The organism is Pedobacter ginsenosidimutans (genome assembly GCF_001442625.1).
GTDB lineage: Bacteria > Bacteroidota > Bacteroidia > Sphingobacteriales > Sphingobacteriaceae > Pedobacter > Pedobacter ginsenosidimutans.
Map to the genome: position 1 here is coordinate 597185 of NZ_LMZQ01000003.1, position 13081 is coordinate 610265.

The window sequence follows — 13081 nt, forward strand, 5'->3', positions numbered from 1 at the left end:
TATTTTTTTCGAGCTATATGTGGAAATACGCATTCAAAAATAGATATTTGAGCCGAGAGTTTTAAATATATGTCATTAACGGATTTCTTTTCCCCTATAAACCCCGATAGTTTTACACCCAAGCAAGGATTTTTCACAAGTCAGCTGGGGTTAAAAGCGCAGATTTACATCGAGTCATTTCCCGATTTTGAGGAGCACACCTACGATTTGGCAATTTTCGGAGTACTTGATGGAAGAGGTGCCGTTAATAATGAAGGTTCTGCCCTGGCACCGGATTATTTTAGAGAGAAATTTTATAAACTCAACGAAGGTGCTTTTAATAGCAGGATTGTAGATTTAGGCAATATTAAACACGGCGCAACCATTGCCGATACTTACATTGCCATCAAAATGGTGGTTTCGGAATTGATTAAAAAAGACATTATTCCGATCATTATCGGCGGTGGGCAAGATTTAACCTATGGCCAATACCTGGGTTACGAAGATTTAGAGCAAAAAGTAGATCTGGTAATTATTGATAACCAATTTGATATTGGCGATGATGACCATGAAGGTATTGCTACCCGATCTGACTGTTACCTGAACAAAATTTTCCTGCACCAGCCCAATTACCTTTTTAATTTTAGCAATGTGGGTTATCAAACTTATTTTGTAAACCAGGAGAGTTTGAGCGTGATGGATAAATTATATTTTGATGTACACCGTTTGGGTGAATTTGCTCAGGATATTACCTTAACAGAGCCCATTATTCGCAATGCGAACATGATTAGCTTTGATATGGGCGCTATCCGCTCTGCCGATGCTGCTGCAAATGCAAACACCACTCCAAACGGCTTTGATGGCGAAGAAGCCTGTCGCATTGCCCGTTATGCTGGCATGAATGATAAGTTGACCTCTATTGGTTTTTACGAGTTTAATCCAGCCTACGATAATAACGGACAAACTGCTTTCTTACTTGCTCAAATGGTATGGTATTTTGTAGATGGATTTTATGCCCGCAAAAAGGATTTCCCGCTTACACCGAAATCACAGTTTATGATCTATAGAACCAGTTTAAAAGACGGTTCAGGGGAAATGATGTTTGTAAAAAGCAAAAAATCAGACCGCTGGTGGATGCAGGTTCCTTACCCATCGGGCCAATCTAAAAACGAACGTTACCATCTGGTGCCTTGCAGGTATGATGATTACCAAACTGCTGTTAATGGTGAAATGCCTGATTTATGGTGGAGAACCTACCAAAAGTTAAATTAAAAACTGCGCCAATAAATAGTATTATAATTTTACACAGGTATTTACGTTTTAGCGGTACAGATTTCTATATTTGGACGGAATTAAACTAACCTCATGAAACCATCATGATTTTCAAAATCACAAAGTAAAATCAATAAATCATGATAGCTTCATCACCAATGAAAAAATATTATACAGATGAAAAAAATATTATTATCTGCAATGGCACTATTGCCCCTTGCAGCTTTGGCACAAAAGCCATTTACAGTAAGCGCTGACATAAAAGGATTGAAAACCGGAGATAAGGTTTATCTGATCTATCAAGGTGACGGCAAAAATGTCACCGATTCTACAACTGTAACAAATGGCACTTTTGCATTTAAAGGAACATTGTTAAATCCTGCACAGGGAAGTCTTTTCTTAAACAAAAACCCTTACGTAAACCGCCCGGCACAGGGTGAGAAATTAGATGCTTTATCGCTATATTTGGAGCCAGGAAATATAAAGCTAGCTGCAGCAGATTCTTTAAAGAAAGCAACAATTACTGGCTCACCAGTTAATGATGATGCAAAGAAATTAAAAGCATTAACTAAACCTGTAGCAGATAAACTTGCTGCAATTAATGCTGAGTATGCAGCTTATACACCAGAGCAAAAACAAGATAAGGCCGTAATGGGCGCCTTAGGTGCCCGCTATGAAAAAGAGGCTGCAGGAATGGCTCCATTGTTATTACAGTACGCAAACAGCAATCCCAAATCATTTATCAGCCTAAGCGCAATTAGTCAGTTGGCCGCAGATCCTGATCAGGCCGTGGCTGCAGAAAAAGCTTTTGTTGGATTGTCGCCAGACTTGAAGGCAACTACGACAGGTAAAAAAATTGCTCAAATATTTGATGCAGGAAGAAAAACCGCTGTAGGTGCCATGGCTATGGACTTTACGCAAGTTGATACTGCAGGTAAACCTGTTAAATTATCTGATTTTAAAGGCAAATATGTACTGGTAGATTTTTGGGCTTCATGGTGTGGCCCATGCCGTCAGGAAAACCCAAATGTGGTAACAGCTTACAACAAATTTAAAGATAAAGGCTTTACTGTTTTAGGCGTTTCTTTAGATGGAGGAAATACCAGAACAACTAAAGCGGCCTGGCAAAAAGCCATTGAGGCCGACAAGTTAACCTGGACACATGTATCAGACTTAAAAGGCTGGAGCAATGAAGTGGCTCAAATGTATGGCATCCAATCAATCCCGGCTAACTTCTTAATTGATCCAACAGGTAAAATTATTGCTAAGGGCTTAAGAGAACAAGCTTTACAAGATAAACTTCAAGAATTATTAGGAAGCAAATCGAAATAAAAAAGCATTCAAACAAAGAAAGCCCCAATCGATTTGGGGCTTTCTTTGTTTATACGAAAACGTATTATGCAGATTTTAAGAAATCCAATACGTTAATGAAATAATTTTCGAGTCCTTCGTAAGGATCTTCTCCTGGAATCCATGATGCAAACTTCCAGTATTCCCATTCTCCATTTTCAATTATAGGCGGAACTAAAAGAAAGTATTGCTCCTCTCCTAAACCAGCAATAATAATGCTTCTGGCCAGCTTAATGGCTACCTCTAGCAACTCATGATTTTCTGTCCAAATTTCGATCAGCTGTGGATCAACATCCTTTAGAAATGCGATATCGCTTGCTTTTGAAAACGATGGATCAACGTGTTCATTTGGCGTAGTAAATCCATTGGTAATCAACAGAAATTCTTTATAATCCGTTGGAAGCGTTACGCCCAATCTTACTTCAGCTTCTTGTATTTCGGCTAAGGTGGCAGGTTGATTACCTAGCCATTTTGTTTCAGTCTGTTCGGTTGTAAAACTAAACTCTCCTTGTTTAATTGCGGTTTCGGAAATCTTCTTAAGTATTTTTTTCAACTTATATTCTTTTAAATTAAGTCAAAACCGATATCTTCTCTGAAATATTTCCCATCGAAATAAATTCTGCCAGCATCAGCAGTTGCTGATTGTAAGGCAGTAAACAAATCTTTTTGCAAACTGGTAATCGCAATTACCCTTCCGCCATTTGTTTTTACCACATCATTTTCTAACAATGTTCCGGCATGGAATGCATTAGAATGACGTAGGTTTTCAATTCCGGTAATGGCTTTACCCTTCAGGTAATCGCCGGGGTAACCACCTGCTACAATCATTACAGTAGCAGCTGTTTGCTCTGAAATAACCAAACTAACCTGGTTTAATTGTTTGTTGGCAGTAGCTAAAAACAACTCTACCAAGTCGTTTTCAACTCTAGGAATCACACTCTCTGTTTCAGGATCGCCCATACGCGCATTGTACTCGATTACAAATGGCTCTTCTCCTACTTTTATCAATCCGAAGAAGATGAAACCTGTATAATCGATATTATCTTTCTTTAAACCGTCAACTGTTGGCTTAATAATGCGTTCTTCTACTTTAGCCAAAAATTCTGGTGTGGCAAAAGGAACCGGCGAAACCGAGCCCATACCACCAGTATTTAAACCTGTATCGCCTTGACCAATCCGTTTATAATCTTTAGCCGAAGGCAGTGTGATATAATTTTCACCATCAGTTAAAATAAATACCGAAAGTTCTATTCCGCTTAAAAATTCTTCAATTACTACAGTTGCCCCAGCTGCACCAAATTTACCGCCAAGCATCAGTTTTAATTCTTCCTGAGCCTCAATGGTTTCGGTACAGATTAATACACCTTTACCTGCCGCCAAACCATCGGCCTTTAAAACAACCGGCAACGCATGGTTTTGCAGATAAGCTAAGCCATCTTCTAAAGTTTCGGGCGTGAAAGATTTTGAAGCTGCAGTAGGAATACCATGGCGCTCCATAAACTGTTTAGAGAAATCTTTACTTCCTTCTAAAATAGCGCCTTCTTTTTTAGGTCCGATAACCGGAATGTGCGCAATGGCTTTGTCGGCAAGGAAAAAATCGTGAATACCATTTACCAAAGGTTCTTCCGGACCTACTACAACGAGTTCGATGTTTTCGGTAAGCACTACTTTTTTAATGGCATCAAAATCGTTTACATTGATGTTGATGTTTGTACCATAAGCTCCTGTACCACCATTACCTGGAGCAATAATTAGTTTATCGCAGTGCGAAGACTGGCTCATTTTCCAAGCGAATGTGCTTTCTCTGCCGCCTGACCCTAAAAGTAAGATATTCATATCGGCAAAGATAATATTTTACCATCAAGTAGCCCAGTATGAAGTGGTAAGACTTTATGATAAAGTGCTTTTGCACTAAACTAGTCAGTATTTAAAAAATATAAAGAGGAATACGGAGCTAAAATATGCCCAAAGAATAGAAAACATAGCATGGACGGTAGTTTCGAATAGCTTACCTTTCCACAAATCCCTGGAGTAAACAAAAAACTGAATAAAGAATCTGGTAGTCCAAAATAGGCCCAAACCGAGCGAGATCTTTCTTCCAAGATCAGTCTGTATTAATTCATTTGATGAAGTTAAACAGAGTAAGCCCATTAGAAGTACGGTAAACGCAATAAAAAAGGCATGTACCAACATCATTTGTCTGTTTATTAAACTCAGCAATTTAAGTTCACTTTCCCAATTAAAGTATCTTGGAAAAATGATGTGAATAAGTGCCAATACGACCAGAAGAGCACCAATTATTAATAAGTGTATTTGCATTTAAATCAAGGGCAACAGTTAAAAACAGACATAAATGGCGTGAATTTCGTTTCAGACAAAGAAGAAAAACCTGCTGTTTTAAATGCTTTTCGCCAAACTCTCCGTGAGAAAAAATGTGTAAAACCAATAGAAAAAGCTATAAAATTGGGCAAATCTCGTAAATGTTCTACCATAATTACCTGACCTGTTGGTTTACATAACCGATAACATTCCTTTAAAAAAACAATCTTCTCTTGCTGCGATCTTATTTCGTGGGCAGCCGACAACAGGAATATCATATCAACAGATTTATCGTGCAAAGGAATAAAATCTGTGGCTATCTGTGCTGTATCAGGAAAGATCAAACTTACTTTTCTTGCCCTGACTATTGCCTGTTCAGTATGTTTTTCAGGATTGTAAAAATCGAAAACCTTTAAAGTTGCTTGCGGAAAATGACTTTCAAGAATGAAGCTTGTTTCATCAAAACCTGCATTAATATTTAGGATTAAGTCTGGATTTGAATTTGAAATACCAGTTTTTTTTAACCAATCGAAATGATAATAGCCAGAAAAATCGTAAACATATGCAGATACGATTAGGGGCATTAAAAGACCATATAGAAATGCTAAAATAATTATCCAAAACAAGACAATAGGCCATTGCAATACTATTTGGGAAACTATCACTAACAATAAAGCTATAAGGCCAAATATGTAAAAATGCCTGTTAAAACTTAAAATATTTAATACGCCCTGAAATTTTCTTCTTTTTACTTCCATTTTTCAATTTTTCCTCTTTTCCAATAATAAGGGATGTTTTGAATGTCAAAGGCATTTGCTAAAATCGGTCCATTTAGATTTAATGAATTTAAAAATCCAAAGCTGTAACTGGCAATTTTTATGGGAGTTGGCTGCCAGTTTTGCCTCACACCTTCAATAATTAAAACTTCCTTGTTTTTTTTGTTGTAAGTAAATGTAAAGGGCAAAGGCCCTGCAAATCTTCTGGCTTCCTTCCAATCGGCAAATGGCGAATCTTCGGGCAAGGCAACCTCATGATCTGTTTTATCGATTACGATTTTAAAATTAGAATTGGTTGAAGTAATTTCTTTAGTATTTTCTCTGTCAATTAGCGATATATCTGTTGTGGTATAATTGTAATGGGTAAAAATATTGCCCATAAATTCCATTTTCTTTTTATTCGTTTCTGATTTTAAAATATACAGACCACGAAGACTTTTCCCTGCTTTGTTCGTATAACTCACAAATACACGATAACCAATAAGAAAAAAATCGTTACCCATAAATTTAGGAAAGCCTTTTGGTCGCAAATTTTTCGTCTGAACCATAGCGATAGCAATGAAAGCCCATTTATCTTTAAAGAGATCCAGCGCTAAACATTCCGGAATAAGGTGTTCTAATTCTGCTTTTGGAACAGCAAACGTTAATACGAGTGAGTTTTCAAAAAATGCATCGACTGCAAATGGGTGGTTTTTCAGAAATGAGAACATGATGCCTGTTGCGTTGTTTTTTTATTAAAATAAAACCCATTGATAAACACAACTATAATAAATATACATGCAAAGAGCGAATTGAATTTCCCCCAAAGCAATAGATCTGGCACAAGTATAAATTCTATGGTATTCATTGTAGCAACTATTACAATCTGAACAACAGCATTTAGCTTAGTTTTGAAACTACTCAAAATCCAGATTGCCATCACAATCTCTGATATGCCTATAAAAACTGTAAAGTAATGACTATGGGTGGGTGTTAAGATTCTGGCAACGATCTGTTCGTGGCGGGGTACAAGACCTAACACTTTGCAAAACAATCCGTTTGCAAGCCAAACCAATGCAATAAACCAGGTAAGTATTCTTTGTGGTAATACTTGATTGTTGCGATTGATCACATTTATCATATCGCTTTATTTCGCGCTTCTTGTCATTTGTTCGAGCATATCCCACATTTCATTCGGGATCGCTTCCAAACCATTCATCTGGCCTGCTCCCTGCAACCATTCACCTCCATCAATGGTAATTACTTCGCCATTAATGTATCCGGAGAAATCGCTCACCAGAAATGCAGCTAAATTGGCGAGTTCCTGATGATCACCAACTCTTTTCAAAGGTACACGGTTTTTGAAATCGAATTTTTTGGCTAAATCGCCAGGCAGTAAACGCTCCCATGCACCTTTGGTTGGGAATGGGCCAGGGGCAATCGCATTGGTCCGGATACCATATTTACCCCATTCTACAGCTAGAGATCTTGTTAGTGCTAAAACACCTCCTTTTGCACAGGCCGAAGGCACAACATAGGCTGAGCCTGTAAAAGCGTAAGTGGTAATTATATTTAAAACTGTTGCCGCTTGTTTTTCCTTAATCCAGTGTTTACCAAAGGTAAGAGTACAGTTAACCGTTCCTTTTAAAACAATATCGATAATAGATGAAAATGCATTGGCCGATAACCGTTCGGTTGGAGAGATGAAATTACCTGCAGCATTGTTCAATAATACATCAACCGAACCAAATCTTTCTAAAGTTCTGGCCAATACGTTTTCTACCTGTGCTACTTCCCTAACATCACAGGCAACTGCCAATACTTTGCCGCCTGTTTTTTCTTCCATTTCATCGGCAGTTTTTTGCAATACATCCTGTTTTCTGCTTGTGATTACGAGGTTGGCTCCTAATTTCAAGAAATATACGCCCATTGCTTTCCCCAATCCTGTTCCACCGCCTGTAATTACAATGGTTTTTCCTTTTAAAGCGTCTTCTCTGAGCATTGGTGCATTATAACTGAACATAGTATATTGGTTAACTGGTTAATTGTTGTAATTGGCTAACTGTAGCGTTGGTTAATTCCTAGCTGAAAACCAACAACTATAAACTGATTACTTTCTCTGTAGGTTAGCTAAAATTGTTTTTAAAATATGACGTGTTGCCGGCGACCACCACTGTGCTAACATTTTTTCTAAAGTAGCCGATTGATCTGCGGTTACTGCAGCAATTAATTCCTCGCGGATATTTAATTTGCTTTGCGACCAGGTATTACTTTCGAGCTCCATGTATTTCTTAATCTTACGCTCAGCAGCCGTTAACAAACTTTCATTTTTCACCAGTTCATCAACCAAGCCGACTTTTAAAGCTTCTTCGGGACTGTAAAGTTTACCCGAAAGTAAACTACGGCTTGCTTCAGCCTTACCTAACCAAAACGCATACAATTGAAAAATACTATTTGGCACAATAATACCTACCGGAACCTCATTAAGTCCAATAATGTATTGTCCTTCTGCCATTACCCGATAATCGCAGGCCAATGCCATTACACAGCCACCGGCCGGACTATGGCCACTAATTGCGGCTACCATCGGTTTTTTAAACGAAACCATATTGGCGGTGAAGCCCAAAAATAACTGCCAGAAAGATTTAGCCTCTTCTTCGTTGTAGTTATAAAGTTCTACCAAATCCAGTCCCGCAGAAAAGAAAGGTGCTGTACCAGTTAAAATTACACCGCCAATGTTATCATCAGCGGTAATATTTTTAAGCATATCGTCAAGCTCGGTAATCAACTCGCGGTTTAAGGCATTCGATTTTCCTCTATCTAACGTAATGGTTGCCAGGCGATCTTTAACACTTACTTTTATTGTATTCATATTTTAAATAGTATCAAGATTTAAGAATCTAGTATCAAGGTAAATATACCGCAGCATAAACTATGCATGCATACTAATTCAAATTTATCTATTTTTATCTATTTAACATCATAAGTATAAACTTTTCTTGCCAAGTGCCCTATAGCGTCTATTCCTTCTATTACTACACGGTAGGTTCCGGGTTCGTCTGCATTATAAAATTCGAACTGTGCTTTTCCATCTTTATCTGTAACAACCTGTGGGTTCCAATAAATAGTTGTTCTGAAATCAGTCCTGCTGCTTGAACTTGCCGCATCATATTTTGGCGAATAAAATTCTCTTGAAATCGTAAATCCTTTTGGATTAAAGGTTACAATTCCAGGTGCATAACGAGCAGTACTTCTTCCCCCATCACCACGTTTAGTAGTGATAATAATTACACCACCTCCTCCTCGCGAACCATAAATAGCTGTATTTCCTATACTTTTTAAAAGCTCGATAGATTCTACATCGCTTGGAACAACATTATCCAGAAAATCAGCTTCCATCTGCATACCATCAACAATAATTTGTATAGGAGTATCCTGGCTACGCATAAGGTAAGGTATATTGCCCCTAAATATTACACCTGGCAAACGGCCCTGCAAACATTGAGATAAGGTAATACAAGTGGATAACTGATCGGCTGTCATTATGAAATCGGCCCTACCGGCACCGTTTAGGTTGGATGAGTTCTTCGCCGGGTTTTTCTTTTCGGTAATGGTTACTTCTTCGAGTTTAATGGTCCGCTCTAGCAAGCCTAAACGGGTCATCTCATTAAAATAGTTATCGCTTTCTTTAATATACTTCATCAAAGTATTGTTCACATTGATATCAATATCAGCTCCATTTTTATTCTTGGTTACAATCTGCCCAGGAACGATATCAAGATTAATATCTACAAACTTCCTTTCTGTTTTAGTTCTTGCCTGAACAACAAATTTTGTACTATCGCCAAAACTTAAATTATCGAAAACAAATTTTCCTTCGGCATTGGTTACCGTATCCAAAATGTACACCGTTCCTTTTGTAGCCATTAGCATTACCTTACCACCAGGTACAGGTTTATTGCCCTTCATTACCGTTCCACTAATGGTAATGGACTGCTCGGGTTTATAGGTAATATTCGGACCAACATTATTGATGATGTTTTTCCAAAGAAATCTTCTCCAGCCCTGGGTAAGCATTAAGTTATCGAGTTCCTTTTGTGTTTGAAGATCATCCTTTAAAAAATAATGGTTGGGTTTCTCTACATACCCGCTCAAATCAGAGGTAAGTAATAACGAGGTGAGGATATTCGACTCATTATTTTCATCAGGTGTTACTTTTGCTGCGTTGGTTACAGCAACCGAAAAACTACCTAAAACGGGTTTATTATCATTATTAGCATCGAAAGTAAAGGCCGCTTTCCCTCTTTTTGAACTAGAAACTCCTGATGCATTAACCGATACGTCAATTAACTCGGCCTTGTTATTAATAAAAACCAACCGCTCTGCCAAAGGTTGATTGCTGCTTGAAAATAAAGTAAACTGCACAATGCCGATTGGCAGGTTCTTTTTTGGAATATTGGCCACTAGTACTTGCTTATCCATTTTAGCTTTCGAGCCATAGTATACATTGCCACCATGCTGTGCCACAACTTTTAGTTCATCACCATTCACAAGATCGGCGCTGGCCATAATTTTAACCACTACTTTACCTGTATCTAAAGCATTTACAGAAAGTGCATAACCACTTTTAACGGCTACAGGTAATTTCAACGTTTTTTCTGATCCATCCTTAAATTTAACCTTTGCCGAATATGACTTACCAGCCTGATTGTTAAACACAAAGTTACCCATACCTAAATAATTGGTGGCAAAACTGGTTACTTCATTTCCCCCTTCGTCTATTACAGTTCCCTCCACATCTTCGCCGCGGCCATCGGCATTAACCGCTTTAATGGCAACTTTTTGGGGCAATTCTTCAACAAGCGTTCCCCCCTCCGGCATAAACTGTACATCGACATTGTTAGACGTCGAAGTGATCGGGATAGATTTGATTACTTTTTGTTTATTATCCAGCGCGATGGTAGCAATAATTTTCCCTGATTTATTTTGGAATGATTGATTGTTTGTGAAGCTAATTACCGCATCACCTGTTAAACTTGTTTTAACTTTACCCTTTGTAACGGTACGGTAATCTAACTGAACTTCATAACTTACTTCATTTTCACTATAAGCCACACCATTTTTATCTTCAAAATGAACTGTTGCGGTTACTTTATCTGCATTGTTCTCTTTGGTAAAACTGTAAGAAGTTTTTGTAAAAACTTTGTTAGCCCAGCTATTTCCGATCTTAATTGTCTTATCGTAAAAGAATTCGGTGCCAAAATTCCGCATGTAATTGGTATAGGCCCTAATTCTATAATTGCCCTCGACAAGTGAATCTGTTAGCTTAAAATCGCCCCAGGTAATTCCGCCCATAATAGGTAACTTAACCAGTTTTTTTAGCGAATCTTTTTCATTTATCAGCTCCACATACAGGATCTTACTAATGCCCGAAGGGGCTGAAGTCTTGGTATTTACAACATAGGCTTTGAACCAAATATCATCGCCAATGGCATAATAAGGCTTATCTAAGTGAAGGTGAACTTTTTCTTGCGGATATTTACTGGTGTAATCTTCGAGTTTTTGCAAGAGCTGACTAAATGGATCATCATCCATTTTAAATGCGGCAAAAACAATAAGTAGAGATAGAAAACTGATTGCGAGAGTAATTTTGAGTTTCATGTGGTTGGGTAACAAATAAATATGTGTCAAGGTACAAAACCTAAGGCATATTTTCATGAAGATACCATGAAATTTAGTTTCACTTCTAAATTTTTAGTTCACAACTACAGAAACACATTAATTTATCAATATGGCTTTGAAAATGAAGGATTCAGTGTGCCTGGCATTATCCTTATGTTGTTAATAAATGCAGCAGCCACAGCACACTAGCTTTCATTTCCAAATAAAATATTCCTTTAAGCTATTGATTTGAAAATGAGGGGCTTCTGAGCATTTGGCAGCCACAGTCCCGCTTTACGCTTTATCCCGATGAAAAATCGGGATGTTCGCTTTAATCGGGTTTAGGAACGACGTTTAGTGCCAAGAGAACAAAACCGCCAATCATAAACCCGACAGCAGCAGCCACAGCGTACTGACTTCCATTTCCAAAAAAGAAAAAGACGTCAGCTCTCAATTGGCTGTCGGCTAATAACCAATTAAGCAACTTGTTAAAACTTATTCTTCCACATCATGCTTTCTACCGGCCTGGTGGTTTTGTTGTTGTACTTGGCATTACCTTTTGTATTGTACATCGTTTCTATCTTACCTTCAACAACAAAATAAATCAATTGGCCAATAGGCATTCCGGCATAAATTTTTACAGGTTGTGCTACTGATATTTCTAATGTCCAGGTATTACAGAAACCAACATCACCTTTACCTGCTGTTGCATGGATATCGATACCTAAACGGCCGGTACTACTTTTACCTTCTAAAAAAGGCACATGGCCGTGTGTTTCAGTATATTCTACCGTAACACCAAGATACAGCGTACCTGGGTAGAGCACATAACCATCTTTAGGAATTTCGAAATGTTCGATTTCATTGTGCGCCTTCGCATCAAGCACACGGCTTTTATAAGTAGCCAGGTATTTTCCTAAATGTACATCATACGAGTTGGTTCCTAAACATTCGCGTTTAAAAGGCTCAATGATGATTGTTCCCTTCTCAATTTCTTCTAATATCCTGCTATCAGATAATATCATTTTTATACGTATTTTTGGCCTAAATTATCATTTATTTAAGATAATTTTGCATGTAATCTCCAATTTAATCAATGCCAATAATTTACAATAAAGATATTGATCAGCATTCTGTTTTAGCAATTTGGAAAATTGAGGAAACGGAGGAAGAATTGTTGGCCGGACTGCAGCTTAAGCAACATGAACGTGATATTATTTCGTCGCTAAATAGCGGTAAGCGATTACTGCACTGGTTAAGCACGAGATTGCTATTGAGAACAATGCTTAATACAACAGAGTACATCGACTGTCAGTTTGATGAACACGGCAAACCCTATCTGGTTAATTTCGACTATCATATTTCATTAAGCCATTCTTATGATTATGCTGCCGTAATGATCAGTAAAGATCATGCTGTAGGTGTTGATATCGAACTGATTAAGCACAAGATAAAAAGCATTAAGCACAAGTTTTTAAGCGATGTAGAGCTTGCCCAGAAACAGATTGGAGATAATACTGATGGTTTGTATGTTGCATGGTGCGCTAAAGAAGCTATTTACAAGTGGCATGGCAAAAAGGGTTTAGAGTTTAAACAGCATATCCATATTAAACCTTTTAAGCTAAAAAACGAAGGCTCACTAAACGCAATTGTAGAATTACCAACAGGTACAAGGGAGCTGACCGTTAATTACTTTAAAACAAAAGATAGTTACATGTTAGGCTATGTGGCCAGCAATTCTTAAA

12 protein-coding genes are annotated in these 13081 nt (G+C 37.8%); 3 read left to right on the top strand and 9 right to left on the bottom strand.

Going from position 1 to position 13081, the window contains the following annotated elements:
• Positions 1-69 precede the first annotated feature (69 nt).
• Together ASU31_RS06670 and ASU31_RS06675 are read left to right on the top strand one after the other, a co-directional pair.
• The gene (locus tag ASU31_RS06670; RefSeq protein ID WP_057931574.1) at positions 70-1251 is read left to right on the top strand and encodes a formimidoylglutamase; all 1182 of its coding nucleotides are present in this window, start codon (positions 70-72) and stop codon (positions 1249-1251) included.
• Between the two features lie 177 nt (positions 1252-1428).
• Entirely contained in the window at positions 1429-2583 is a 1155-nt protein-coding gene (locus tag ASU31_RS06675; RefSeq protein ID WP_057931575.1) for a TlpA disulfide reductase family protein, read from the top strand.
• A gap of 64 nt (positions 2584-2647) precedes the next feature.
• On the opposite strand, the gene ASU31_RS06680 is transcribed toward ASU31_RS06675, so the two are convergent.
• The 9 genes from ASU31_RS06680 to dcd all read right to left on the bottom strand — a co-directional run bounded on the left by ASU31_RS06680 (position 2648) and on the right by dcd (position 12361).
• Positions 2648-3154, bottom strand: coding sequence for an SMI1/KNR4 family protein (locus ASU31_RS06680; RefSeq protein ID WP_057931576.1), 507 nt, complete (start codon positions 3152-3154; stop codon positions 2648-2650).
• 11 nt (positions 3155-3165) lie between these two features.
• The gene (gene purD, locus ASU31_RS06685; RefSeq protein ID WP_057931577.1) at positions 3166-4437 is read right to left on the bottom strand and encodes a phosphoribosylamine--glycine ligase; all 1272 of its coding nucleotides are present in this window, start codon (positions 4435-4437) and stop codon (positions 3166-3168) included.
• Between the two features lie 488 nt (positions 4438-4925).
• Positions 4926-5504 carry a class I SAM-dependent methyltransferase gene (locus tag ASU31_RS06695; RefSeq protein ID WP_209434963.1) on the bottom strand — a complete coding sequence of 193 codons (579 nt, stop codon included), beginning with the start codon at positions 5502-5504 and terminating at the stop codon, positions 4926-4928.
• 164 nt (positions 5505-5668) lie between these two features.
• Entirely contained in the window at positions 5669-6406 is a 738-nt protein-coding gene (locus tag ASU31_RS06700; RefSeq protein ID WP_057931580.1) for a DUF2071 domain-containing protein, read from the bottom strand.
• On the bottom strand, positions 6391-6816 hold the full coding sequence (locus ASU31_RS06705; protein ID WP_057931581.1) for a DoxX-like family protein: 426 nt from the start codon (positions 6814-6816) through the stop codon (positions 6391-6393). Before ASU31_RS06705 ends, ASU31_RS06700 begins: the two co-directional genes overlap by 16 nt.
• A 6-nt stretch (positions 6817-6822) precedes the next feature.
• Entirely contained in the window at positions 6823-7698 is an 876-nt protein-coding gene (locus tag ASU31_RS06710) for an SDR family oxidoreductase (RefSeq protein WP_057931582.1), read from the bottom strand.
• A gap of 87 nt (positions 7699-7785) precedes the next feature.
• Positions 7786-8547 (bottom strand): enoyl-CoA hydratase/isomerase family protein, encoded by a 762-nt coding sequence (locus ASU31_RS06715; RefSeq protein WP_057931583.1) that lies wholly within the window; start codon positions 8545-8547, stop codon positions 7786-7788.
• A gap of 98 nt (positions 8548-8645) precedes the next feature.
• A complete protein-coding gene (locus tag ASU31_RS06720; protein ID WP_057931584.1) occupies positions 8646-11336 on the bottom strand; it encodes a carboxypeptidase-like regulatory domain-containing protein in 2691 nt (896 codons plus the stop codon).
• Positions 11337-11824: 488 nt separating this feature from the next.
• Positions 11825-12361 carry a dCTP deaminase gene (gene dcd, locus ASU31_RS06730; RefSeq protein WP_057931586.1) on the bottom strand — a complete coding sequence of 179 codons (537 nt, stop codon included), beginning with the start codon at positions 12359-12361 and terminating at the stop codon, positions 11825-11827.
• Between the two features lie 71 nt (positions 12362-12432).
• Here dcd and ASU31_RS06735 point away from each other — a divergent pair, with 71 nt between their 5' ends.
• On the top strand, positions 12433-13080 hold the full coding sequence (locus ASU31_RS06735) for a 4'-phosphopantetheinyl transferase family protein (RefSeq protein ID WP_057931587.1): 648 nt from the start codon (positions 12433-12435) through the stop codon (positions 13078-13080).
• Position 13081 lies beyond the last annotated feature (1 nt).

Coding starts and splice junctions, on each gene's coding strand:
- ASU31_RS06735 (WP_057931587.1), top strand. CDS start 12,433: ATGCCAATAATTTACAATAAAGATATTGATCAGCATTCTGTTTTAGCA.
- dcd (WP_057931586.1), bottom strand. CDS start 12,361: ATGATATTATCTGATAGCAGGATATTAGAAGAAATTGAGAAGGGAACA.
- ASU31_RS06700 (WP_057931580.1), bottom strand. CDS start 6,406: ATGTTCTCATTTCTGAAAAACCACCCATTTGCAGTCGATGCATTTTTT.
- ASU31_RS06710 (WP_057931582.1), bottom strand. CDS start 7,698: ATGTTCAGTTATAATGCACCAATGCTCAGAGAAGACGCTTTAAAAGGA.
- ASU31_RS06720 (WP_057931584.1), bottom strand. CDS start 11,336: ATGAAACTCAAAATTACTCTCGCAATCAGTTTTCTATCTCTACTTATT.
- purD (WP_057931577.1), bottom strand. CDS start 4,437: ATGAATATCTTACTTTTAGGGTCAGGCGGCAGAGAAAGCACATTCGCT.
- ASU31_RS06675 (WP_057931575.1), top strand. CDS start 1,429: ATGAAAAAAATATTATTATCTGCAATGGCACTATTGCCCCTTGCAGCT.
- ASU31_RS06715 (WP_057931583.1), bottom strand. CDS start 8,547: ATGAATACAATAAAAGTAAGTGTTAAAGATCGCCTGGCAACCATTACG.
- ASU31_RS06705 (WP_057931581.1), bottom strand. CDS start 6,816: ATGATAAATGTGATCAATCGCAACAATCAAGTATTACCACAAAGAATA.
- ASU31_RS06695 (WP_209434963.1), bottom strand. CDS start 5,504: ATGCCCCTAATCGTATCTGCATATGTTTACGATTTTTCTGGCTATTAT.
- ASU31_RS06670 (WP_057931574.1), top strand. CDS start 70: ATGTCATTAACGGATTTCTTTTCCCCTATAAACCCCGATAGTTTTACA.